General features: G+C 42.1%; 26 protein-coding genes and 2 riboswitches. Of the genes, 6 read left to right on the plus strand and 20 right to left on the minus strand.

The features are described 5' to 3' along the window. Positions 1–15: 15 nt before the first annotated feature. The 3 genes from ykvU to MTN95_RS03090 form a co-directional block, all read right to left on the minus strand. Positions 16–1,353, minus strand: a complete 1,338-nt coding sequence (gene ykvU, locus MTN95_RS03080) for a sporulation protein YkvU (protein WP_024121188.1) — start codon at positions 1,351–1,353, stop codon at positions 16–18. Positions 1,354–1,470: 117 nt separating this feature from the next. Continuing rightward, complete coding sequence (locus MTN95_RS03085; RefSeq protein WP_105955539.1) at positions 1,471–2,100, minus strand: cell wall hydrolase; 630 nt, start codon at positions 2,098–2,100, stop codon at positions 1,471–1,473. A gap of 297 nt (positions 2,101–2,397) precedes the next feature. After that, a complete protein-coding gene (locus tag MTN95_RS03090) occupies positions 2,398–2,592 on the minus strand; it encodes a hypothetical protein (RefSeq protein ID WP_202853748.1) in 195 nt (64 codons plus the stop codon). A gap of 163 nt (positions 2,593–2,755) precedes the next feature. Between MTN95_RS03090 and MTN95_RS03095 the strand changes: the two genes are divergently transcribed. Next, complete coding sequence (locus tag MTN95_RS03095) at positions 2,756–2,941, plus strand: YkvS family protein (protein ID WP_003232446.1); 186 nt, start codon at positions 2,756–2,758, stop codon at positions 2,939–2,941. Positions 2,942–3,061: 120 nt separating this feature from the next. On the opposite strand, the gene MTN95_RS03100 is transcribed toward MTN95_RS03095, so the two are convergent. From MTN95_RS03100 to MTN95_RS03140, 9 genes are all read right to left on the minus strand, one after another. Then, the gene (locus MTN95_RS03100) at positions 3,062–3,352 is read right to left on the minus strand and encodes a DUF3219 family protein (protein ID WP_202853747.1); all 291 of its coding nucleotides are present in this window, start codon (positions 3,350–3,352) and stop codon (positions 3,062–3,064) included. Between the two features lie 283 nt (positions 3,353–3,635). Next, a complete protein-coding gene (locus MTN95_RS03105; RefSeq protein ID WP_248336894.1) occupies positions 3,636–4,571 on the minus strand; it encodes a glycosyl hydrolase family 18 protein in 936 nt (311 codons plus the stop codon). 27 nt (positions 4,572–4,598) lie between these two features. Continuing rightward, a complete protein-coding gene (locus tag MTN95_RS03110; protein WP_105955535.1) occupies positions 4,599–4,766 on the minus strand; it encodes a LysM peptidoglycan-binding domain-containing protein in 168 nt (55 codons plus the stop codon). Between the two features lie 11 nt (positions 4,767–4,777). Next, positions 4,778–5,977 carry a DUF3880 domain-containing protein gene (locus MTN95_RS03115; protein ID WP_248336896.1) on the minus strand — a complete coding sequence of 400 codons (1,200 nt, stop codon included), beginning with the start codon at positions 5,975–5,977 and terminating at the stop codon, positions 4,778–4,780. A gap of 489 nt (positions 5,978–6,466) precedes the next feature. Then, the gene (gene queF / locus MTN95_RS03120) at positions 6,467–6,964 is read right to left on the minus strand and encodes a preQ(1) synthase (RefSeq protein WP_003218613.1); all 498 of its coding nucleotides are present in this window, start codon (positions 6,962–6,964) and stop codon (positions 6,467–6,469) included. Between the two features lie 17 nt (positions 6,965–6,981). Next, positions 6,982–7,713: a 7-carboxy-7-deazaguanine synthase QueE gene (gene queE / locus MTN95_RS03125; RefSeq protein WP_024121182.1), complete on the minus strand. Its 732-nt coding sequence runs from the start codon at positions 7,711–7,713 to the stop codon at positions 6,982–6,984. Then, a complete protein-coding gene (gene queD / locus MTN95_RS03130; RefSeq protein WP_101860649.1) occupies positions 7,706–8,146 on the minus strand; it encodes a 6-carboxytetrahydropterin synthase QueD in 441 nt (146 codons plus the stop codon). The genes queE and queD overlap by 8 nt, the downstream gene beginning before the upstream one ends. A gap of 1 nt (position 8,147) precedes the next feature. Then, a complete protein-coding gene (gene queC, locus MTN95_RS03135; protein WP_024121180.1) occupies positions 8,148–8,807 on the minus strand; it encodes a 7-cyano-7-deazaguanine synthase QueC in 660 nt (219 codons plus the stop codon). Between the two features lie 128 nt (positions 8,808–8,935). Next, positions 8,936–8,980, minus strand: a riboswitch (PreQ1 riboswitch). A gap of 213 nt (positions 8,981–9,193) precedes the next feature. After that, on the minus strand, positions 9,194–10,234 hold the full coding sequence (locus tag MTN95_RS03140; RefSeq protein ID WP_101865223.1) for a YkvI family membrane protein: 1,041 nt from the start codon (positions 10,232–10,234) through the stop codon (positions 9,194–9,196). A 365-nt stretch (positions 10,235–10,599) separates the two neighbouring features. Here MTN95_RS03140 and clpE point away from each other — a divergent pair, with 365 nt between their 5' ends. From clpE to motB, 3 genes are all read left to right on the plus strand, one after another. Next, entirely contained in the window at positions 10,600–12,699 is a 2,100-nt protein-coding gene (gene clpE / locus MTN95_RS03145) for an ATP-dependent Clp protease ATP-binding subunit (protein ID WP_248336898.1), read from the plus strand. 361 nt (positions 12,700–13,060) lie between these two features. Next, positions 13,061–13,876, plus strand: a complete 816-nt coding sequence (gene motA / locus MTN95_RS03150; protein WP_024121174.1) for a flagellar motor stator protein MotA — start codon at positions 13,061–13,063, stop codon at positions 13,874–13,876. Continuing rightward, positions 13,848–14,633: a flagellar motor protein MotB gene (motB, locus tag MTN95_RS03155; RefSeq protein WP_105955530.1), complete on the plus strand. Its 786-nt coding sequence runs from the start codon at positions 13,848–13,850 to the stop codon at positions 14,631–14,633. Before motA ends, motB begins: the two co-directional genes overlap by 29 nt. A gap of 39 nt (positions 14,634–14,672) precedes the next feature. Here the strand turns inward: motB and mhqR are convergent, their stop codons facing one another. Next, complete coding sequence (gene mhqR, locus MTN95_RS03160) at positions 14,673–15,110, minus strand: MarR family transcriptional regulator MhqR (protein ID WP_024121172.1); 438 nt, start codon at positions 15,108–15,110, stop codon at positions 14,673–14,675. Between the two features lie 192 nt (positions 15,111–15,302). Here mhqR and MTN95_RS03165 point away from each other — a divergent pair, with 192 nt between their 5' ends. Continuing rightward, positions 15,303–16,823, plus strand: a complete 1,521-nt coding sequence (locus MTN95_RS03165; protein ID WP_105955529.1) for a sporulation kinase KinD — start codon at positions 15,303–15,305, stop codon at positions 16,821–16,823. 27 nt (positions 16,824–16,850) lie between these two features. Here the strand turns inward: MTN95_RS03165 and MTN95_RS03170 are convergent, their stop codons facing one another. Beyond that, complete coding sequence (locus MTN95_RS03170; RefSeq protein WP_188323702.1) at positions 16,851–17,282, minus strand: hypothetical protein; 432 nt, start codon at positions 17,280–17,282, stop codon at positions 16,851–16,853. Positions 17,283–17,368: 86 nt separating this feature from the next. Then, complete coding sequence (gene spo0E / locus MTN95_RS03175) at positions 17,369–17,626, minus strand: aspartyl-phosphate phosphatase Spo0E (RefSeq protein WP_024121169.1); 258 nt, start codon at positions 17,624–17,626, stop codon at positions 17,369–17,371. Between the two features lie 202 nt (positions 17,627–17,828). Here spo0E and MTN95_RS03180 point away from each other — a divergent pair, with 202 nt between their 5' ends. Continuing rightward, positions 17,829–18,149 carry a YkvA family protein gene (locus MTN95_RS03180; RefSeq protein WP_202853568.1) on the plus strand — a complete coding sequence of 107 codons (321 nt, stop codon included), beginning with the start codon at positions 17,829–17,831 and terminating at the stop codon, positions 18,147–18,149. A gap of 40 nt (positions 18,150–18,189) precedes the next feature. Here the strand turns inward: MTN95_RS03180 and mtnD are convergent, their stop codons facing one another. The 5 genes from mtnD to MTN95_RS03205 form a co-directional block, all read right to left on the minus strand. Beyond that, positions 18,190–18,726 carry an acireductone dioxygenase gene (mtnD, locus tag MTN95_RS03185; protein WP_044156131.1) on the minus strand — a complete coding sequence of 179 codons (537 nt, stop codon included), beginning with the start codon at positions 18,724–18,726 and terminating at the stop codon, positions 18,190–18,192. 15 nt (positions 18,727–18,741) lie between these two features. Then, positions 18,742–19,371 (minus strand): methylthioribulose 1-phosphate dehydratase, encoded by a 630-nt coding sequence (locus MTN95_RS03190; protein ID WP_105990711.1) that lies wholly within the window; start codon positions 19,369–19,371, stop codon positions 18,742–18,744. Next, the gene (gene mtnX / locus MTN95_RS03195) at positions 19,329–20,036 is read right to left on the minus strand and encodes a 2-hydroxy-3-keto-5-methylthiopentenyl-1-phosphate phosphatase (RefSeq protein WP_202853570.1); all 708 of its coding nucleotides are present in this window, start codon (positions 20,034–20,036) and stop codon (positions 19,329–19,331) included. Before mtnX ends, MTN95_RS03190 begins: the two co-directional genes overlap by 43 nt. After that, positions 20,033–21,250, minus strand: coding sequence for a 2,3-diketo-5-methylthiopentyl-1-phosphate enolase (gene mtnW / locus MTN95_RS03200; protein ID WP_248336900.1), 1,218 nt, complete (start codon positions 21,248–21,250; stop codon positions 20,033–20,035). Before mtnW ends, mtnX begins: the two co-directional genes overlap by 4 nt. Positions 21,251–21,334: 84 nt before the next feature. Further along, positions 21,335–21,435, minus strand: a riboswitch (SAM riboswitch). Positions 21,436–21,473: 38 nt separating this feature from the next. After that, entirely contained in the window at positions 21,474–22,670 is a 1,197-nt protein-coding gene (locus tag MTN95_RS03205) for a pyridoxal phosphate-dependent aminotransferase (RefSeq protein WP_248336902.1), read from the minus strand. Positions 22,671–22,700 lie beyond the last annotated feature (30 nt).

A 22,700-nucleotide genomic window follows, 5' to 3' on the forward strand; every position in this document is an offset into this window, starting at 1 on the left:
CCCGCTAGAGATTTATCATCCTTCAATCCGCGGCGTTCGGTTTCCTCCCGTCAGAAAAACAGATACACGCAGCGCTTTGCAAATCGTTGTATAGTGTAGGCTCGTCAGCAAAATCATGCCTGTATTCATCCCAAGGATAATCCCGAGCATTTGCAGGTTTTCCATTGAACCCAGCACATACATCATACTCAGCGCAACGAGATGGCTCCACACGTTGTGATAAAAAGCTTCTTTGACAAAGCCCATCCCGATTAAACATGCCTGAAGGGGCATCACAAATAAATGAAAGAGAAAGTACGGCCACAAAAGCTGCAAATAATACTGTGCTTCAGGAGAGTGAAAAAACAGATGGGTCAGGGGCTCTGCAAACTGAAACATGATCCAGACAGCCGGTATACCATATCCCAACGTGATAAAGATCGACTGCTTCAGCCTTTTTAATACGATGTCATATTGTGAGAGAGAATAAGCTTCAGAAATACTGGGAATCATGACGACCATTAACGAATGGGCGATAAAAGCAGGAAACGACCCTATCGTCACAGCCACTCCGGCAAGCATGCCGTATTGATCGATGGCAGTTGTCCCGGCAACGCCCGCTGCCAAAAGCGCTCCTTTTACTAAAAAGGGCTCAATGGCGTTGACTACGGCGTGGAAAATGCGCAGTCCGGTTGTCGGAATCGATACGGCAAGCAGTCTTTTTCTAACATCTTTTCCGCGCAAATGGATATGCTGCTGAACCGATACCGCACGTCTCGCCAGGATAAACTGTGAATACAAGTAAACAAGCACGATCACATCGCTCACGACAAGGACAAACAGCGAAATCAGCACAGCCATGTCCAGCTCAAACGAGTACCATTGAAAGAAGATGAACAAGCACAACAGCTGAATGATTTTTTTCAGTACATTAGCGATTGCGATCTTCCCCATTTTTTGCACACCCATAAAGTAGCCTCTGGCAATTGACGTAAAGGCGACAATAGGAATCAAGCCGATGACAATTCCTTTGATAAACGGGTGATATGTATCAAACACCGGAATAAAAGGAAGCGCAATACTGGCGGCAGCGGTGGAAAAGGCTGTGAAAACAGCTGTCATTCGAAAGGCGTGCCTCAGCATGCTTTCATGGAGCTTTGGATTTGATTCAGCGATAAATTTAGAAATTGATATTGGCAGCTCCAAGCTTGCGATGACAATAATTAAAAAGATGGTAGGCAAAATACTCATGTAAAGCCCCATCCCGTGCTCGCCAAGCTCGCGCGCCAAAATCATATTCACGACAAATTCAAGGCATTCGGCGAAAAAGGCGGCAATGGATAAAAGAATAATCCCTTTTACAAATCGATTCATGATGTCTCTCCTTGTCTCTTGTACTACCAACATCATATGAGACAAGTTCAAAAATTATTTTATTTTTACTCTTTCTATAAAAAAAAGCACAGCTGAGACGAATGGTCTCTTCTATGCTTATATGGCAAAGACATGCCTGCCGATTTTTTCGATGATTTTCCTTGAGCGAATCCAGTCATCTGACGCCGTTTTCGGGTTATAAAAGTAAAGGGCTTCTGTTTCTCTGTCTTTAGATGACAACGCTTCTTCAACAGCCTCAATTGATTCTTTGTCTGGCTCTTGATTAATGCTTCCGTTTGCGACAGGTTCAAAGGCATTTTTCTGATAAATAACCCCTCTGATTGTATCGGGAAAGCCCTTCTTATCCGTCCTGTTCAGCACAACGCTTGCAACAGCGACCTTGCCTTCATAGGATTCGCCCTTCGCCTCTGCGTGAACGAGTCGGGAAAGCAATTCTTTTTCAGACTCAGAATAAGTTTCTTTCTTCTCATTCGTTTTCTCTGATTGTTCTTTTTCTTTCTTTTCAGTGTTCGCTGATAGCTTGATCGGCTTTATTTTTTTCTTGTCCTCATCAGCAGACAGTGAAGAGAAAGATGTGTCTGTGTCATGATTTATATGAGTAAGCAGCTTAGCTTCTTCATGTTTTGTCTTCTTTGTGTTCAGTAGTGAAGCTTGTGTATGTTCAATTTTCGAAGCAGGCATGAAACAAAGAAGAAAAACAGCTAGCGCAGTAAATTTTGTCGTCATACAGTTTCCTCCTTAAAGTGCTCAAAAAACACTTCATAACCTTAACAAGAGATCAAATCAATTTCACGGAAAAAGATTTTCCAACTCTCCCAAACAGGTATCAGGATGGAATATACCGGGTGACGCACTGATTAATGGCAAAAAAACAGCCTGATTTTCTATAAATCTTGTCATTTCAAAGCATATTTATCCATTTTTGTAATTTTACATTTTATTTACGCCTGTTACATCATTTGTAATAAAAGGCTGGCGTTCTGTCATATATGATAAAAAGGCTTCTCACTTATGAGAAACCTTTTAGCTTCTTGGCTGTTCTAAATATTGAAACACCACATCTCCGCCTTGCTGGGCAATGCCCCGGAAATGCTTAAAATCGTCCTGTTTCGATAAAACGGCCCTGAAATCAAGAAAGTGTTCTTTTTGGACTCTCAGTTCTTTTATTTCACCAGTACGAAGCTGTGCAATCTGTTCTGTTATGTCTTCGGGACGCAATCAAAACTCCCCCTTTTCAATCTTTAACGAAAATCAATATATCATTTTTCCTGCGCCAGGACAATTCCTTAGGACGATAAAACTCCTTATCGCTTTACTTCTCAATAAAAATACTGTTTAATACTTTCAAAAGGGATTATTATGTTTAAAGGAGAGGAAGCTTGTGAAAATCGCTAAGGTCGGAAACGTCATTGAATTTAAAAACGGATTAACCGGTGTTGTTGAAAAAGTTAATGAGAATTCTGTTATCGTAGATGTTACCATTATGGATAACTATCGGGATCTTGAGCTAGATTCACTGACTGTTGTTAATCATAAAAATTACAAGATCATCAGAGACTCCTATTAAATCCTCCTTCAACCACACGCATTCGCAAAAACTGCAAGACGAACAATTAAACACCTTACATATCAAATTAGCTTTCTCAAAAGCTGCCGGCCGGCAGCTTTTTTACATAAAAAACACCGATTATGAATCGGCGTTCGTGTCTGTTTCCGTTATTTCGATATAAAATTCACTCACGGCCCCCGCTTCGTACAGGTTGGTCAATGACGTTGAATAATTTGTGATTTCACCGCGGAAGGCAAGATTTCGTTCCGGAACTTCGACGTTAAATGCCTTTTCATATAACAGCACAGCGATATCATGATAAGTCTCACTGGTAACATGTAAGGTAAAGGCAATTTTCCGCTTCGGCTCGCTCTCTTCTTGGTATGTTGACATTTCTAACGTGACATCGTTTAAACGCAATGTTTTCACTTGGTATCACTCCTTATCAGTTCATGCATCTTAACATAACGCCGTTAACGTTTACAATGAATCTGTTCTGAGCATTATTTTAACCATTTCTTTAAAAAAAGACGTCTTTACAAACATACGTTCGATATTTTATAATAAAACAGACGAGCTGCCATCCAGCATCCCGTCTTTTCATTAGAAGGTGACGAGTGGCATCCCCCCCGGATTCACTCGTCTTTTTTATGTATAAAATCCCCTGCATTCCGCAGGAGAAACTATATTAACGATTATTAACCGCCTCCGCTTATATATTTTTAAACACTCTATTCCAGACTGACGAATCTTCCTGTCCAAGACTCCAGCTGCCAAGACCTTTTAGGTTATATTTTTGAACGAGTTTTATTTTTGCTCTGAGTGACTGTTCATTTTCGAACCATAATGTATATGTTCCTGGAGGTAATAGATCCTTCTTATCGTGTTTGATCGTAAAAACAGCTTTTGGAGATTGACTCTTTATGTCAAAAATAATTGTACCGTTATGCCTTTTTACTAATGAGTTAACAAGGTAAAGTGACATAGCTTGTGAGTTAGCTTGGTCTTGCATCCAGCAACGGCCATAGAAAGGCAATCCTAAAACCAGTTTTTTGGGAGAGATTTTTTGGGCTAGAGCATATTGAATGGACTTTTCCACCCATCCTACACTTGCAGTAGGCCCAGCAAGTTGGCTTTCATCATAGGCCATAACCATTAGATAGTCCGCATGTTTAGCTAAATTCTCATAATCATATAATCCGTGCCAGCCCTTCATCCAGCCAAAAGGATTTGCTGCCACTGCAACTGATACCTCTTTGTGCCTAGGAATACCTTTTCTTACTAATCTAACGAAATCCGTAAATGCCTGCCGATCTTTCTCTGTAAGGTTTTCTATATCGATATTGACCCCGTCTAGATTCAGTTCTTCTATCGCATTAGAAATTTGTTTAGCCAAAACCACTCGTTTTTTTAACGCAACTCGACCCAAATCCTGATTCCAATGATTGCTTAAAAAAGGAACTACTTTTAATTTTCTTCTATGAAGAGCTTTAATCACATCAGGATTAGCTGAACGGAGAAGTAGTGATCCATTTTTTCTGATATAGAAAAAGTCAGGAGACACGACTTTTAATACTCCGTTCGTTTGATCAACGTGCTGAATAATATCACAACCTAATCCAGAATAGAAATAGCTCATTTGAAACATCTCATAACCCCTTCATTCTCAAAGATATCAAGTTTTAACAATATTCATAAGTTGTTGTACCGGAATATTAAAGGATTTTGAAATCGTCCATAATGTATCGCCGGATTCCACACAATATACTTCATAAGTCACGGGAAATTCCATATAACGAGGCGTTCTTTTCACTTCTGTTTTGGTTTTTTTCCGTTCATTCATATTACTCTCCTTTAGAAAAAATTATTTTTAACATCTCTAGACCGTTTCTTTCTAATCTTAATGATTTGTCCCGCATATATCTGATCTGATTTGAAATGATTTAGCTCCATGATTTGCTGAAGGGAAACTTTATACTTTATGGCGATTTTCGTTAATGTTTCACCGGGAGCAACATGATGGATCACGTAATTTTCTTTGAGAACATCAACATAATGAATGGTTTCCTCTAGGTTTCTTAAGATTCCTCTGCTTTTTAGCACCTCAAGCATTCTCTCAGCTCTATGCCGATAGGAATCATTCTTTACAGCCTTTTTACCGTTTATCCGAATCTTCTTTCTCTCGCTATCATGATTCAAATAGTATTTAACCTTTTCAAATGTTTCTTTTGGGGAAGATGAAACGATGAGATCGCGGCCAGGTTTGAATTTACCTCGAACTGCTGGTGTATCCGATGTCAATAAAACCCCTCCGGAACCAAGAATCTCATAGGTGCGCTGCGTAAGCTGGCTTTCACAGTTTTGCAAACCGAGAATGATTTTTGCTGAACTGTAAACTTTATATGCTTCAGTATAATCAAGGTATCCATGAATCCAATTCCGGGGAATTTCTCTTCCTATATGTTTGCTCATTTTCTCCCAATTTTTCCCCCAAAAATCAATGCGAATACCATTTTGTATGAGAGGACGAATAAGCGTTTTTAAAGAGGACGAGCGGAACACTTCCGGATGTTCTTCAAGAAAATTAGGGTAAGCATTAGCCACCACCGCTATATCACAGCTATATTTGTCCAATGGTTTAATCTGATGATGTATACTTTCGTGATATGCAAAGTCTAAATGAGCCGCTTTTACCCCCATTCTTTCATAAGTTTTACACAGAGAAGGTGTAACGGTGAAAACAAAATCCGGTTTCATCTTTTTAATTAACGGGATAGTAAAGTTTTGAGTGTGCAACGGGTCTTCAGTTGCCCAATAAACGAGGGGGATCTTCACCTTTTTAGTAGCATTGCGGATCCAGGCCTGCTTCTCCCTAGAATGCTCTGGTGTCCAACCCATAGATACGATTAGATCTGGTTTGAATTCTTCTATCATTTCAGTAACATTTTCCCGACTTACAGGGCCTGAAATCATTACGGTATGGCCTGCTTCACTAAACCCATTCGGTAAACCATAGAGCCACATAGGATGACTCTCGAGAAAAAGAATTTTCACACATGTTCGTCCTCTCTTTCACTTTTTTAATGTCTACTTATTGGTATGTATTTGTAATATAACTTGTGACGGTACTAGTCTATACAAAACGTTCAGATGTGAGATGACGTAATAGCTTCCTGAAAAATTACATTCGAAGGGAATGAAAAATAATCGTTTCTCTCGTCGACACGAAAAAATATAACAGAAGCTGAAGAATACTTTCGGTATTGCCGGATACGCCATCCATATATAATGAGAAATAAAAATTATAATCATCATTTAATAGGCTTGTGCGGATGCCCCACAGAAAAGAAAGCGATCTACAAAATACTTTCCTTTGATTTCGCTAGTCTTTCTGCCAAAAAACTTACGTTAATATATTGTTTTTTGCATAAAAGAAAAAGACGTACACATTTGTACGTCTTAAATTACCTCTGCAATATCAACTTTTCACTGCATAAAAGTCACGCTAGGTCACACTTTTATTGGACTTAGTGTGGGTTCTCATTAACGATTATCAATCGTCTCCGGATACAAGTCATGATTCATCATGCGGTACTCGGCCATTTTCTCGTACTTCGTGCCAGGTTTTCCGTAGTTTGTGTACGGATCAATGGAAATTCCGCCTCTTGGCGTGAATTTGCCCCATACTTCAATGTAGCGCGGGTCCATTAATTCAATCAAGTCATTCATGATGATATTCATGCAGTCTTCGTGGAAGTCTCCATGGTTTCTGAAGCTGAACAAGTACAGTTTGAGTGATTTGCTCTCCACCATTTTTTCATCAGGAATATAGCTGATGTAAATTGTTGCAAAGTCTGGCTGTCCTGTTTTCGGACATAAAGATGTAAATTCAGGGCAGTTGAATTTTACAAAGTAATCACGGTTTACATGTTTATTCGGGAAGGATTCGAGCACGTCCGGCGCATATTCGAATAAATAGTTTGTTCCTTGGTTGCCAAGCAGTGTTACACCTTCTAATTCTGATTCTTTTCTTGTCGTCATGTTTATCTTCCTTTCTATTAAACTCCTCGTTTGTTGCCCCATAACAGGGTATGCAGCTGCGGAAGCACTCTGACAAGATTCAGCTCCGCATCGGCAGCTACCTGATCAACTAGCGCTTCATATTTTCCAAGCAAATGTGCAATGAGTGATTTGTCGTCTGCCGTATGCACATCATCGTTACCGACTTGCAGATAAAACGGTATTCCCGGGTAGCGTTTGTGTACAGTTTTGGCAAACTCGAGATCTTCATCATTAAAAATGACAACCTTCAAGCTGACAGCATGCTGTCTGTTATTCTCTTTCAATGATGTCAAAATGTGATCCAGCTTATCAAAGTTCGTCACCATTTTCGAGCTTGGCGGTTTTGGTGAAATCGTCAGATCATCGATCAGTGTAAACCAATCCTGATAGACTGTCCCCTGTGTCTCGAGAGCTGCACGGATATTGTTTTCCTTCAGCAGTTCTATCAAAGCATCCAGCTGTTTTAACAGCGCCGGGTTTCCGCCGGAGATTGTTACGTGGGAAAACGCGTCTCCCCCAATCTCCTTAAGCTCTGAAAAAATCTCCTCGGCTGTCATCCAGCGAATATCTTTTTTAGCAGATCCGTCCCAAGTGAAGGCGGAGTCACACCAGCTGCAGGAGTAATCACAGCCGGCCGTGCGGACAAACATTGTCTTCTGTCCGATCACCATGCCTTCTCCTTGAATCGTCGGGCCGAAAATTTCTAATACAGGAATTCCTTTAGCCATTCAAACCACCCTTTTTTGGACGGTATACACAATAACTGGTCGGTGTTTCACGGACAAACACCTGCACACAGCTTGGTTTATTCTCAAGTGTGTTTAAATAAGCCTGCACTTTGTCATAGATCGTTTTCGCCACGACTTCAGTTGTCGGCAGTGAATACCGGTCTTCCTTAGAAAATTCTTCATGATCATTTAAAAGCGTATGGTCATAGGAGCCGTGAACCAGCTTTTTGAGCACACTGAAATTCACGAGAAAGCCGGAATTGTCAAGCTCATCACCGGCAACGGTAATATTTACGGTATACGTATGCCCGTGAACCCTGCTGCATGCTCCCGCACTTTCCCGCGGAATAAAATGAGCAGCAGAGATTTGCATGTCCTTATTCAATTCAAATGAATATGGATGCTGGACCTGTGGATATATTTGAGATAACAATTTATGCCCGCTCTCCTTTCATCGCCATATATTCTTCATAGCCTCTGGAGCGAAGATGACATGCCGGACATTCGCCGCAGCCGTCTGCGATGATGCCGTTATAGCATGTAAGCGTGTTGTTTTTCACAAAATCAAGCGCGCCAAGCTCATCTGCAAGCTTCCACGTTTCCGCCTTATTCAGCCACATGAGCGGTGTATGAATCACAAATGGCTTCTCCATGGCCAGGTTAACCGTCACATTGCAAGATTTAACGAATTCATCACGGCAGTCAGGATAGCCGCTGAAATCCGTTTCGCAAACGCCCGTGATAATATGGCGGGCGCCAATTTGGTACGCAAGGATAGACGCAAAAGATAAGAATACTAAGTTACGGCCTGGAACAAATGTTGATGGCAGCTCGCCGTCTTTTGCTTCAATTTCTATATCATTTCTCGTCAGGGCATTAGGCGCAAGCTGGTTCAAAAGTGACATATCAAGCAAATGATTTTTCACGCCAAGCTTATCCGCAATCCCCTTCGCCACTTCAACTTCCTGCGAATGACGCTGATTATAATGAAATGTTACAGTTTCCACCTCTTCAAATTCCTTTAACGCCCACAGTAAACATGTGGTACTGTCTTGGCCGCCGCTGAATACGACAATTGCTTTTTCCTTTTTCATGATTCCTCTCCTTCTCCGCTATAAAAATCTCGGCGAGAGACATCGCTACAACTGTTAAATATAAAAAAACACCTTTTCGGAAAGGTGCTCTAGAAAAACATAAAAAAGGCCGTATCCAAGGATACAGCACGTCCTTAGTTTTTTATAGAGGGTGTAGCTAGAACCTCTCCCGCATATCGAACGGATTTTCTTCAATTTTTCACTTCTGCTATCTTACCATAATGTTGTTTTTCTTGACAATAAAAATGATAGCCGAAAAGCCTGTCTCATGTTTTCCGCCTTGATCCTTTTACACAGCGAAAATACCTAATTAAGATCCGTTTCGGGCTGGCGCAGGGTCTAACATAAACATTTGCTTCATTATTATATATGTTTCAATATTGTGATTACAAACTGCGCCGGGGGAGCTTTTTACAGACCAAAGCGCCTATGAAAGCCAAGCTCACATAGCCAAACAGTGGGTAAATGGTTGAAATGAGCTTGCCGTAGCCGATTTGACTCGTGATATAAGCCGTAATCATTATGGCCGCAAAAATATATTTACTTTTAATAGGAAGAAAGCTCTTCACTTGTTTTTCCAGCCCATAAAGGTTTCCGATCACCGATGTGAACACTTCGCCGAATATAATTAACAAATAAATCAAATGTACAGATCGCGCGAAGAGGTAAACCACTTGAGCCATCGGAATATCGTACAAAAATACATCCGGGAGCATCGACAAAGACAAAAAACTTGCGGAAAGCACAATTGTCAGCATTGTACCGCCGATGAAAGCGCCTTTTTTTATCACCTGTTCTGAAGACATTTCATTCGCCAGCGGCACCAAAACAGCCTGGGCAAGCGATAAATTCAAGGCTCCGTATGACACTGCTGATAATAGCCAGTCCCATCGATGCGGCCACACCCACTGAGCTGTATTCCGCGTCTCACTGAAAATAAATGAATCGGCCACCACAATCATAGAAAAGATAATCAAAAGCGGTACAACAAACACATTTACACCGAAAATGCCTTTTACTCCTCTTGTCATCACAATCAAACTTAATCCAATTGTGATCAGCATTCCAATCTGAGCGGACATCCCAAGCTGTTCCTCAAAAAGCGCCCCTGCCCCCGACAGCATGACAGATGTGACACCGAGGAGAACGAACAGCATAAAGACATTGATAATCCGTCCGGCAGCCGCCCCGAACAAGTATATATTCATTTCCTGATAGGACTTGGCATTGATTCGCTTTGAAATGATCATCAGCTTTGCGCCTAAAAACGTGAACATCCCGCCGCTTATAATAATACCAAGCAATCCGAACCAGCCGAACTTCAGAAAAAACTCAACAATTTCCCTGCCAGTTGCAAATCCCGCTCCGACTACTGTGCCTACATACACAAAAGCGAGCTGATGTGCAGACCCTTTTGATTGTTCCATTTCTCCCCTCCGAACCAACCGCAGTATTGTCCTTTTAGCCTTTTTATAGCCTATGAGACAAGTTCCTTGAAAAGACGAACAAAACATGTTTTACTGTGTAAACAATTCAAAAATATTTTTGAGCAAAAGCCTTGAAAGTCAAAAAAGGTCAGAGTATACTATTCATCAAAGAAGGTCAAACCAGCCGTCTTTTTATATTGCTTCATTGGTCAAAGTTAGTCAAAAACAAGACCGCTTTGAGCAAATGGTTTTGAAAGCCAGTGAATCTGGCGTATACTAATAGTCAAAGAAGGTCAAATAAGTCGACCTTTTTTTCTAAACCGATTGGTCAAAGATGATCAAATTTTATAAGGAGGTTTTGGCAAATGCGTTGTCAACACTGTCATCAAAACGAGGCGACGATTCGCCTTAACATGCAAATAAATTCTGTTCATAAACAAATGGTTTTATGTGAAACTTGCTATCACGAACTGACTCGTAAACCTTCAATGAGCATGGGTCCTCAATCTTTCGGTTTTCCGTTTGAACAAGCATTCCAGCCGAAAGAACAAAGCGCAGCTAAGCAAAGCGAGAAAAAAGGATTGCTTGATGAACTGGCGCAAAATATTACAAACGGCGCAAAAGCCGGTCTGATTGATCCCGTCATCGGCCGTGATGAAGAAGTTGCGCGTGTGATCGAGATTCTTAACCGCCGCAACAAAAACAATCCGGTTCTGATTGGAGAACCTGGTGTAGGGAAAACAGCAATTGCAGAAGGGCTCGCTTTAAAAATCGCTGAAGGCGATGTTCCAAATAAATTGAAAAACAAAGAGCTTTACTTGCTTGATGTCGCATCCCTTGTTGCAAACACTGGCATCAGAGGTCAATTTGAAGAAAGAATGAAACAGCTGATCACTGAGCTGAAAGAGCGCAAAAATGTCATTCTTTTCATTGATGAAATTCACCTTCTCGTTGGGGCAGGCTCTGCAGAAGGCTCAATGGATGCAGGTAACATTCTCAAACCCGCTCTTGCCAGAGGCGAGCTGCAGGTTATCGGAGCGACAACACTGAAAGAATACCGCCAAATTGAAAAAGATGCTGCGCTGGAAAGACGTTTTCAGCCTGTCATGGTGCAGGAGCCTACAATTGATCAAGCGATCAGCATTCTGCAAGGAATTAAAGACAAATACGAAGCATACCATGGCGTGACATTCAGCGATGAAGCACTGAAAGCCTGTGTCACTTTATCATCTCGCTACATTCAGGACAGACATCTGCCGGACAAAGCGATTGATTTATTAGACGAAGCTGGATCTAAAGCCAACCTGTTAATTGATGATTTGAATGATGAAGATGCAGCTGAACGGCTGACTGCAATTGAAGCAGAAAAAACAAAAGCGCTGGAAGAAGAGAATTACGAATTGGCAGCAAAACTCCGTGATGAAGAAATCGCACTGGAGAAAAAACTGAACAGCTCTTCTTCACATTCCGCAGTCACAGTGGAAGCTGAGCACATTCAGGATATCGTCGAACAAAAAACAGGCATTCCTGTGGGGAAACTGCAGGCAGATGAGCAAACAAAAATGAAAGAGCTTGAAGTAAAGCTTCGTGAACGCGTCATCGGACAAGAAGCGGCTGTTCAAAAAGTGGCAAAAGCGATCAGACGCAGCCGCGCCGGCTTAAAATCAAAAAACAGACCAGTCGGCTCCTTCCTCTTTGTCGGACCAACCGGCGTAGGGAAAACAGAGCTTTCTAAAACCCTGGCGGATGAATTATTCGGTACGAAAGATGCCATTATCCGCCTCGATATGAGTGAATACATGGAGAAACATGCCGTATCTAAAATCATTGGTTCGCCGCCTGGATACGTCGGCCATGAGGAAGCTGGACAATTAACGGAAAAAGTGCGCCGCAATCCATACAGCATCGTGCTGCTTGATGAGATTGAAAAAGCGCACCCAGATGTTCAGCATATGTTCCTGCAAATTATGGAGGACGGCCGCTTAACGGACAGCCAAGGCAGAACTGTAAGCTTTAAAGACACCGTCATCATAATGACAAGCAATGCAGGCACTGGTGAAAAACAAACGAAAGTCGGTTTCCAATCAGAAGACAGCGTGATTGAAGAACAAACATTAATTGATTCACTCAGCATGTTCTTTAAACCTGAGTTTCTCAACCGATTTGACAGCATCATCGAATTCCGTTCCCTTGAAAAAGAGCATCTGGTCAAAATCGTCAGCCTTCTTCTTGGAGAATTGGAAGAAACATTGGCAGAACGCGGCATCAGCTTGAGTGTTTCAGATGAAGCGAAAGAAAAAATCGCTGAGCTGGGTTACCATCCTTCATTCGGTGCGCGCCCGCTCAGAAGAACGATCCAGGAATGGGTTGAGGACGAAATGACTGATCTGCTGCTTGACAATAACGAGATTGCAAGTTTTCACGTCACAGCAGAAAATAATAACATCAAAGTTCAGGCAAAATAAAAATCAGCGGCTTCCTTTTCAGGGAAGCCGCTTTTTATGTGAAATCCTTCTCTCGTCCGAGAACATGTCATTCCATCCCCTGACGCGCTCATCTTCTTCTTTCTTTACACTTTTCATAAAGAGAGATGGAACATGATGAATATTTATTTCTATTGTTATACGAAAGCACTTTAGAGAATCAGATACGCACGTTAAAACCCGCGGCCTTTCCCCTGCTGAAAAGCCCGCGTTTGTTTATTTCTCCCTTCTATGTATCTTCCTTGAATATTTCATGAACAATTTCACAATGTCCCTAAAGTTCCAGACACTGATACCGATATTAACCATAGACAAGCTAGTAAAAAAGGATTTGGTGAAAATTATGGATAAAACTTCGATTATCGGTATTATTCTTGCTTTTGTTGCATTGAGTGTGGGAATGGTTCTGAAAGGCGTCAGTTTCGCCGCTCTTGCAAATCCCGCTGCCATTTTAATTATCATCGCCGGAACGATATCAGCGGTAGTCATTGCGTTCCCAACGAAAGAAATCAAAAAAGTGCCTGTGCTGTTCCGTGTGCTATTTAAAGAAAACAAACAGCTGACAATAGAAGAACTCATTCCTATGTTCTCTGAATGGGCTCAGCTTGCACGCCGTGAAGGCCTGCTGGCTTTGGAAGCAAGTATTGAAAATGTAGATGACGCGTTTCTGAAAAACGGTCTCAGCATGGCTGTTGACGGGCAAAGCGCAGAATTTATCAGAGATATCATGACTGAAGAAGTTGAAGCGATGGAGGAAAGACACCAGGCCGGAGCCGCTATTTTTACACAGGCGGGAACTTACGCGCCGACACTTGGGGTGCTCGGTGCTGTTATCGGACTGATCGCCGCACTTTCTCATATGGACAATACAGATGAGCTTGGTCACGCCATCAGTGCAGCCTTTGTAGCCACCCTTCTCGGTATCTTTACGGGATATGTATTATGGCATCCTTTTGCAAACAAATTAAAACGCAAGTCAAAACAGGAAGTCAAGCTCCGTGAAATTATGATTGAAGGCGTCCTGTCCGTTTTAGAAGGACAGGCACCGAAAGTGATCGAGCAGAAACTTTTAATGTACCTTCCTGCGAAGGACCGTTTGAAATTTGCAGAACGAGAAGGAGAGGCGCAAAATGGCGAGAAAAAAGAAGAAGAAGCATGAGGACGAGCACGTTGATGAATCATGGCTGGTTCCTTACGCCGATATCCTTACCCTTCTCCTAGCATTGTTTATTGTGCTGTATGCGAGCAGCTCGATTGACGCAGCTAAATTTCAAATGCTTTCAAAATCATTTAATGAAGTCTTTACAGGCGGGACCGGCGTATTGGATTATTCCAGCGTCACCCCTCCTAAAAATGAGTCAGACGGAATCGACAAAGTGGAAAAGGAAAAAGAAGAGAAAAAGGAAAACAAGAAAGAAAAGGAAAAAGCAGCTGATCAAGAAGAACTTAAAAGTGTGCAGAGCCAGGTGGAAAAGTTCATTAAAAATAAAAAGCTGGAGCATCAGCTGGAAACAAAGATGACTAAGGAAGGCCTGCTGATCACGATTAAAGACAGCATCTTCTTTGATTCAGGAAAAGCGACCATCCGCCAGGAAGACATTCCCCTAGCAAAAGAGATTTCAAACCTTCTTGTGATTAATCCGCCGAGAAACATCATTATCAGCGGACATACAGACAATATGCCGATTAGAAATTCAGAATTTCAGTCAAACTGGCATTTAAGTGTGATGAGAGCCGTAAACTTCATGGGGCTTCTGATTGAGAACCCTAAGCTTGATGCCAAAGTGTTCAGTGCCAAAGGCTATGGTGAGTATAAACCGGTGGCCTCCAACAAAACTGCGGAAGGCCGAAGCAAAAACAGGCGGGTTGAGGTTCTCATCTTGCCAAGAGGCGCAGCGGAAACAAATGAAAAATAGTAAAAAAGGAAGCCTGATCTATCACAAGGCTTCCTTTTTTTACTTATTATGAAACTGTTTTGCGTTTAATCCTACTCTTTTTAACATTTCAGTGCACATTTCAACTTCTTCTTCGCTTAATACGCTGATCATTTCATCAATTTCAGCTGCATGATCAGGGAAAATATCATCCAAAAGACTGATGCCTTTTTCGGTAATTTGTGCAAATGTTACTCGTCTGTCTGTAGGCGACGCTTTCCGAATAAGGAGCTCTTTTTGCTCAAGCTTATCTACGACGTAGGTGATGCTCCCGCTGGCCAAGAGAATTTTATCCCCTATCTGCTGCAGCGGCTGATCACCTTTATGATATAACAGCTCCAGCACAGCAAATTCAGTAGGATTCAGTCCATGCTTATGAATATGCTTATTCATATGATCATTAATAGACCGATACGCGCGTGACAGCACGATAAATAACTTCAGTGATTTTTCTGTCATGTCTCAATCATCCTTTTAGAAACCGTTACAGAGAAACATTAATAAACAAATACCGAAATGTCAATAAAAATCTTTCCAATATTTCTCTTCTTTTTTATTATTCATGTGAACAACATATTTTTCTTAATTATTTTGGTTATTTTTTCTTATTAAACAAGAAGAAACAATGATATAATACCTCTAATCAGGTGTATGTTGGAGCGATGCAAATTGAAAATACTAAAAGGCGCCTGCGGGAGAATTAAGCTTTATATTGCACTAGTAGTGATTCCGGCACTCGTCATAAGCTTTTTCGTCTATGAAAAGGAAAAAGAAACAATAGCTGCAGAACATAAGCAAGAAGCCAGTGTTATGCTGAACCTTCACCGCAACAAAATAAATTATTTAATCGGGGAAACAAAAGCGAGAATGACGTCCTTGTCTATCGCTATCGACAGACCGATAGATATGAATAAAATGAAAACTGTTTTGGAAAAAACGTTTGATTCCGAACCAAGGTTTTCCGGTCTTTATTTTCTCAATGCTAAAGGAGATGTCACTGCCAGCGCAACAGAATTAAAAACTAAAGTCAATCTGGCCGACAGATCCTTTTTTACAAAAGCGAAAAAAACAAAAAAGACTGTCATTACAGACAGCTATTCAAGCAGGATCACAGGCCAGCCGATTTTTACAATTTGTGTTCCCGTGCTGGATGAAAAGAAAAATGTCACAGATTATCTTGTGGCAGCTATACAAATTGACTATCTGCAAAACCTGATTAACTTGCTGAGCCCTGATGTCTATATTGAGGTTGTGAACGAAAATAACAAAATGATTTTCTCAAGCGGACAGGCTTCTTACGCAAGAGATCAAAAACCTGTCAGCGGTTATCTTGATGATATCAGCTGGAATATGAAAGTATATCCGAATCCTGTCACAATAGAGGAGCTGAGTAAAAGCCTTGTGCTCCCTCTTTCCTGTATTATAGTCTTGCTGAATATTCTTTTTATTCTTGTACTTTATTATTTGCTGAAGCGGCGGACCCAGCTGGAGCGCACGGAAAATGAGCAGCAAAAATTAGAGCTGATCGGAACGCTTGCTGCCAGCACGGCTCACGAAATCCGCAATCCGCTCACCGGCATAAGCGGTTTTATTCAGCTGCTGCAAAAGAAATATAAAGGTGAAGAAGACCAGCTTTATTTTTCAATTATCGATCAGGAGATTAAACGTATCAACCAAATTGTGAGTGAGTTTTTAGTTCTCGGAAAACCGACAGCTGAGAAGTGGGAGCTTAACTCGCTTCAGGATATTATCGGAGAAATTATGCCGATCATCTATTCTGAAGGAAATTTATATAATGTGGAGGTAGAGTTAAAATTTTTAACTGATAAACCTCTAAAAGTAAAATGTACAAAAGATCATATTAAACAAGTCATTTTGAATGTTGCGAAAAATGGCCTTGAGTCTATGCCGGAAGGCGGCAAACTCACAATTTCCTTAGGAGCAGTTGATAAAAAGGCCATTATAAAAGTGATGGATAACGGTGAAGGGATATCACAGGAAATGCTGGATCATATCTTTCTTCCATTTGTCACTTCTAAAGAAAAAGGAACCGGCCTCGGGCTTGTCGTATGTAAACGGATCGTGCTGATGTACGGAGGTTCCATTCATATAGAAAGTGAAGTACGAAGAGGAACCGAGGTTACCATTACTCTCCCCGTCTCCTCTTCCTAGCCCCCTGACAGTCTCAGGAGGGCTTATTTATTTTCGTGAACGGGTATTTTCATTCTCCTTGCTTACTGCTCCTCCTGAAAAGAAGAATCGGATCAAACGCAAAAGCATTTTCAAAAGCAAAAAGATGAAAAAGAACACCAAAAAGCCTTTTAACCCTTCCGTTGCATCTAAAAACTCCATATTTCCCCGTCCGGTCACTTTTTGCTGAATCTCAATTGCAAATACGATAACAATGATGATCGTTATGGTATAGATAAAGGACAAAGCCGTCAAGCTCCATTTAGAAAGCCATGTAAATACAGCGTGAGTGACAGCGAAAAAGAAGATGCCAAATATTCCAATTACCCAAAAATGCATTTCTTTGTCGGTTAATTGAATGCCAAGCATCCCGCATATCGAAATAAAAGCATCATGAAATTGGTTTATCATTTCAGTAATGACTACCGCCAGTTCTTTCATCAGTTCCCTCTTTCGTATGAAATTTTCCCAGAAAAAAAGAGCGCTTCTGAAAAGCTCTCTCTTTATATATGCATCAGATAGCGCCGCTATTTATGTGCATCATATGCAGGCATGACGTCTCTTCGGGGCCACAAGCCTAATTTCTTCACAAGGCCTTGAATTCCTTTGGAATGTTCGTTTTCTTGCATGAGCTGGTGGTATTCGTTCATTAAAGAATCCAGCTCCTGACTGTGCCTGATTGTGTCATGCCCTGTAAATCCCTGCTTACTAGCGGCGTCTATCATTAACTTTCTTTTTTCATCAATAGACACCAGCAATCTTTCTTGTTCAGAAGAACAGCCCATTCAATTCACCCCTCGCCGCTAAGAAATAGGAAACAAGTTTGATTGGGTTATTGTGCATTATTACAGATTATACTTTATTTGTAAACATATTTTTATTAAATAACTTAATTTTTCATTTATAATAGATATATTGATAGGATTAGAAGAACAATACCCAGACGAAGACCATCTTAAACACACCGGCAGGCAGGAGGAATGCTAAATGAAGAAAAAAAAAGCGATAATGCTCGGTGCGGCAGGCGGAAAAGCTATTCTGAAAAGGAAAACCCGCAAAAAATTAATCAATCATATCACGATCTTTTGTCACATGCTTCGCGATTGGCGAAACGGTGACTATCCCCGTTCACAGATTAAAACACTGTTGCTTCTGACAGCTGCTGTCTTTTATATCATCATGCCGATTGATATGATTCCGGACTTCGTGCTCGGTTTAGGAATTCTTGACGATGCTGCCGTTCTCAGTTTGATTTGGACGCTGATCAAAAAAGAAATGTCCCAATACGAAGAATGGTGTTTACAATAAGCAAAAAAAGCCCCGCCTTTATGGACGGGGCTTTTTCTTCTTATTGGTTTACGCTGTCTTTTTCATAAATCGGAACCCAGCCTTCAGATGTAACAAAGATCCGCACCGCCACAACTTTTCGATCCTCTTGAAGCGTGAAATAATGGCGGATATTTTCAGGTACCGAGATTAAATCTCCAGGGTTTAAACGGACATCAAAAAATGTGCCGTCCTTGCCTTGAATGACGAAAATTCCGTGTCCGCTTACAATAAAACGGACTTCATCGTCTGTATGGTGATGTTCTCTTTTAAAATTTTCAAGCAGTTCATCCAGTTTCGGATTAGCGTCAGACAGAGAAATAACATCTTGGGCTTTGTAGCCGCGGCGGGCTGAGATATCTTTAATTTCAGCGTCGAAAGTGTCAAGAATTTGCTGTTTTTCTTCTTCAGACAGGTCATATTTTTCTGAAAGCTGTTCAGGGAGCTTGGCGATATCCCATTGCTCATAGATCACCTCTTGGCTGTCCAGAAAGCTTGCCACTTCCTCTTGATTTTCAATCGTTGTATTTGCCTCATCATGAATTCGAATTGTTGCCATTTGCGGTTCCCCCTTTTATTTAACCAGCTGATGCTGGAGTGTTTTCAGCTTCAAATGATAGCTGAATAAAAATTCATATGCTTCAAGCACTCTTTTCGCTTCAAATGCTGTTCTTCCCCAAGCAGTAATGCCATGGTTCCGGATCAGGACAGCACCTGAATCTCCAGTAACCTGATCCGCGAAAAGCGCTGCGAGAGTCGGAATATGAGCCGGATTTTCTATAATTGGAATGGACACTTCTGCATTCTCTTCCCACAGGCCGAGCGCTTTTATAATTTCTTGCCCTTTAAAAGTGATTTGGTTTTGATCTCCATACAGCTCTGAGATGACGTTATTGTTGACCGTATGAACATGAAGACAGCATCCGGCATTTGTTTTATTGTACAGATGTGTATGCAAAAGCGTTTCTGCTGACGGTTTCAGATGATGTCCGCTTTCGGCAGGCTCTCCGTTCTGATCTACCAACAGGAAGTCTTCATCCGTTTCTTTTCGTTTATCTTTTCCGCTCGCCGTTACGAGAAATTGCAATGGCTCATCAGAAACCTTGATGGACAGGTTGCCGCTGGTCGCCGGAAACCAATCTCTTTCTGCCAATTCCCGTTTTACTTCGGCAAGCTCGAGCCAGCGCTCTTGTTTTGCAGCCATTTCTTTACCTCCGTTACGTCTTCAATTGCTTTCTTTATTTCGTGAAAATCATGGTATGGGATATGATTGAGATGATGCTCCTTGCATTCATTTAATAAATAATCCCTTGCAAAGCAAAGATCAGACAGCTTTGCCGCCTCTACATCGGTAACGGAGTCACCGATCATGATGATATATTGATCAGGCTCAGAAAGCTCTTTAATAACAGTCGGCTTGCAGCACCCGCATTGATTTGTGCATGTGCCTTTGCAAGAATGAGGCCAATCAATATGAATGAATTCGTTCTCAAATGACGCACGGTTGCAATAAATATGATCTTTCTCAACAATTCCTTCAAGCAGCGGATAGACAAAAAAGTCCATCCCCCCGCTTACGACATAAAACGGGAGTTCATGCTTGTTAACAAATGCAACAAATTCCCGAAAGCCGTCCCGGATTTTTGCGTCTTCTAATACGAATCTCGTAATCTCCTCTTTTAAGCTGCTCGGCAGAAGGCCGAACATTCGTCCGACGCCTTCTTGGATCGACATCGTTCTGGAGAGCACGCCGTCTTTTAACGCCGTCCACTCCGGCGGAGCGAATGTTTTCATAATGTTTATAATGTTGTCGTTCATCGTGATGGTTCCATCAAAATCACATATCATTAACGGTTTTTGAGTCGTCATACGGCTTCAGCCTTTCCCCATTTATCAAGCGCAAGCTTCAAATCTTCGCATTGACCGGCTTTTTCTTCAATCGGCTGCGCCTCCAAAACCGCATCAATAATAGCTCTGAACGCTTTGCCCCCGCCTTGGGCGCCGTTTGGATGTCCGTGTATGCCTCCTCCGGCGTTAATAATATGATCAATGCCAAAATCACGCATGAGAAGCGGAACCATACCAGGGTGAATACCGGCAGACGGAACGGCAAATGTCTGGTTAAAGGCATCTTCTCTTACGCATTCTTCATGAATCGCCAGCGCGTCTTCTTTCGGAAGCGCAACTGAGCCATATGGAGAAGGAAACAGACTGAAGTCAGCGCCGCAATATCGGTTTAATTTTCCGAGCAAAAGGGCATGGGAAAACCCGTACAACGGTGAGGATGTAAATGCCCCGCTGACTGCCGGATGCGCCATAATGGGGATTGATACGTCCGGATCTTCCGCAAGGCTTTGCATGACGTCCAAACTGTAAGCGAAAACATTCAATAAAAGCGCATCCGCTCCCAATTCAGCAGCGCGTCTTGCTTTATCTTTAAGCTCAGCCGTTCTACCAGTCAAATTCACTGCATACAGCGTTTTATGGCCGGTCTGCTCGTATGTTTCTTTCAAAATTTGTTTTCCCTCTGTAATTCTTGTTTCAAAAGGTGCTAAACCTGTCTCAAAGAAAATTTCATCGTCTTTGATTACGTCAACCCCGCCTAGCGCCTGCTGCCTGAGCTGTTCTTTAATATCACTCAGGTCCCTGCCGATGACCCCTTTAAAAATGCTCATTAACAGCGGTCTTTCAAACTCTCCAAGCATCTTCCGGATGCCGTATACGCCAAACTTCGGGCCCGGGAGTGTCCGCTTAAACGCTTCAGAAAATTCGAGATCTATTAACTTGATTTTTCCGTCCAGCGACAGCTTGCCAAACACAGTTGTCAGCAATGCCGGAATATCCTGTGAGAAATTTACCTCGGGATAGGCAATTGTGATAACCGCTTGTTTCCCTGATGCAAGATGTCCCTCTCTCTCCTCGACATTTACAACCCGTCCCTTATGCTTTTGCATCTGCTCCTGCTTTACCAGAGGCAGATCAGTCCAAGAGCCCACCGTCAATCCAGTTGCGATTTGTTCTGCTTTTTTCTCCGTGTCGGCTCCCGGCTCGGTCAGGAGATATGTTGCTAATAATTCACTCATGCCAGAGCTCCTTTCATTTTTTAACCCATATAAAAAACCTCTTCAAACAGCAATGCGTCTAAAGAGGTTTCGTTTCTCGTCCGAATCTTATCTCTCAGCCGCCAGCTGCAAGAATTAGCACCGTGCTTTACAAGTCGGTTGCCGGGCTTCATCGGGCTCGTCCCTCTGCCTGCTCTTGATAAGAAAATATAGATTTTATAAATTATTTTGAATTATCCCACCGTTAAAGAATCTTGTCAATGCCTTTTTGGGTAAACAGGTTTAGTTTGCCAATTCGATGAGCTGCTTCTTTAAGCCTAGCTTCACTCGTTAAGAGCCCCACTCTGACATACCCCTCGCCATAATCACCAAAGCCGTTTCCTGCTGCAACCGCCACATTCGCTTTTTCAAGCAAGAGATCTGAGAATTGCTCAGAGCTATAGCCTTCAGGCACCGGCAGCCACGCAAAAAATGAACCCGCAGGCGCTGTTACATCCCAGCCAATTTCCCGGCATGCCGCTATCCAAGCGTTGCGCCTGCTTTCATATCGGGCATTTTGCTCCGCTACGCATGTCTGCTCAGATAAGAGTGCCGCCTCGGCAGCCTGCTGGGTTGCTTTGAAAAGACTGACAAACATATGGTCTTGATAAAGATTGATCGCTTCTATGACCGAGGCGTTACCAACTGCAAAACCGACCCGCCAGCCCGCCATATTATATGTTTTGGACAGCGTGTAAATTTCTATTCCGATATCCTTAGCGCCTTCAGTCTGCAAAAAGCTTAAAGGCTTGTGTCCGTCAAAGCCGACTGCACCGTAAGCAAAATCATGGACCACACAGATTTCGTTTTCTTTCGCAAAACTCACCGTTTCTCCAAAAAACTCTTCGGTAGCGACGGCTCCAGTCGGATTATTCGGATAATTCAAGTACATCAATTTCGCTTGTTCTCTTACGTCAGGGGAAATGCTTGCGTATTCAGGAAGAAACGCATTTTCCTTAGTGAGCGGCATCATTTCCATTTTCGCTTTCGCAAGCGTGACACCGGACCAATAATCTGGATAGCCAGGGTCAGGAACCAAAATCGTATCCCCCGGATTTAACAGGCATTGCGGCAGCTCGACAAGACCGGCTTTCCCGCCGAATAATACGGCTACTTCAGTTTCCGGATCAAGCTGAACGCCGTATTCTCTGTTATAAAATGCTGCCGCTGCTGATTTCAGACTGTGCGAACCTCGAAATGAGGAGTATTTATGATTTTCAGGCTGAGCAACGGCTCGCTGCATTTCCTCCACAATATGCTCGGGCGTCGGCTGATCCGGATTCCCCTGCCCCAAATTGATGACATCATGTCCTTCCTTCAGCTTTCGGTTCACTTTCTGCACAAGAGAAGCAAAGAATTGTTTAGGCAGTTCCTGCAGCACTTGAGAATGTTCAAATTTCATCTGTTTTCACCTTCTAAAAAAATCTTGAAA

The organism is Bacillus sp. 2CMS4F, from assembly GCF_023161785.1.
GTDB classification, from domain to species: domain Bacteria; phylum Bacillota; class Bacilli; order Bacillales; family Bacillaceae; genus Bacillus; species Bacillus halotolerans.

Bases quoted from the DNA above. Each gene is read 5' to 3' on its own strand.
- ykvU (WP_024121188.1), bottom strand. From the start codon at position 1,353: ATGAATCGATTTGTAAAAGGGATTATTCTTTTATCCATTGCCGCCTTT.
- MTN95_RS03085 (WP_105955539.1), bottom strand. From the start codon at position 2,100: ATGACGACAAAATTTACTGCGCTAGCTGTTTTTCTTCTTTGTTTCATG.
- MTN95_RS03105 (WP_248336894.1), bottom strand. From the start codon at position 4,571: ATGTTTCAAATGAGCTATTTCTATTCTGGATTAGGTTGTGATATTATT.
- MTN95_RS03110 (WP_105955535.1), bottom strand. From the start codon at position 4,766: ATGAATGAACGGAAAAAAACCAAAACAGAAGTGAAAAGAACGCCTCGT.
- queF (WP_003218613.1), bottom strand. From the start codon at position 6,964: ATGACGACAAGAAAAGAATCAGAATTAGAAGGTGTAACACTGCTTGGC.
- queE (WP_024121182.1), bottom strand. From the start codon at position 7,713: ATGGCTAAAGGAATTCCTGTATTAGAAATTTTCGGCCCGACGATTCAA.
- queC (WP_024121180.1), bottom strand. From the start codon at position 8,807: ATGAAAAAGGAAAAAGCAATTGTCGTATTCAGCGGCGGCCAAGACAGT.
- MTN95_RS03140 (WP_101865223.1), bottom strand. From the start codon at position 10,234: ATGGAACAATCAAAAGGGTCTGCACATCAGCTCGCTTTTGTGTATGTA.
- clpE (WP_248336898.1), top strand. From the start codon at position 10,600: ATGCGTTGTCAACACTGTCATCAAAACGAGGCGACGATTCGCCTTAAC.
- motA (WP_024121174.1), top strand. From the start codon at position 13,061: ATGGATAAAACTTCGATTATCGGTATTATTCTTGCTTTTGTTGCATTG.
- motB (WP_105955530.1), top strand. From the start codon at position 13,848: ATGGCGAGAAAAAAGAAGAAGAAGCATGAGGACGAGCACGTTGATGAA.
- mhqR (WP_024121172.1), bottom strand. From the start codon at position 15,110: ATGACAGAAAAATCACTGAAGTTATTTATCGTGCTGTCACGCGCGTAT.
- MTN95_RS03165 (WP_105955529.1), top strand. From the start codon at position 15,303: ATGTTGGAGCGATGCAAATTGAAAATACTAAAAGGCGCCTGCGGGAGA.
- MTN95_RS03170 (WP_188323702.1), bottom strand. From the start codon at position 17,282: ATGAAAGAACTGGCGGTAGTCATTACTGAAATGATAAACCAATTTCAT.
- spo0E (WP_024121169.1), bottom strand. From the start codon at position 17,626: ATGGGCTGTTCTTCTGAACAAGAAAGATTGCTGGTGTCTATTGATGAA.
- MTN95_RS03180 (WP_202853568.1), top strand. From the start codon at position 17,829: ATGAAGAAAAAAAAAGCGATAATGCTCGGTGCGGCAGGCGGAAAAGCT.
- mtnD (WP_044156131.1), bottom strand. From the start codon at position 18,726: ATGGCAACAATTCGAATTCATGATGAGGCAAATACAACGATTGAAAAT.
- MTN95_RS03190 (WP_105990711.1), bottom strand. From the start codon at position 19,371: ATGGCTGCAAAACAAGAGCGCTGGCTCGAGCTTGCCGAAGTAAAACGG.
- mtnX (WP_202853570.1), bottom strand. From the start codon at position 20,036: ATGACGACTCAAAAACCGTTAATGATATGTGATTTTGATGGAACCATC.
- mtnW (WP_248336900.1), bottom strand. From the start codon at position 21,250: ATGAGTGAATTATTAGCAACATATCTCCTGACCGAGCCGGGAGCCGAC.
- MTN95_RS03205 (WP_248336902.1), bottom strand. From the start codon at position 22,670: ATGAAATTTGAACATTCTCAAGTGCTGCAGGAACTGCCTAAACAATTC.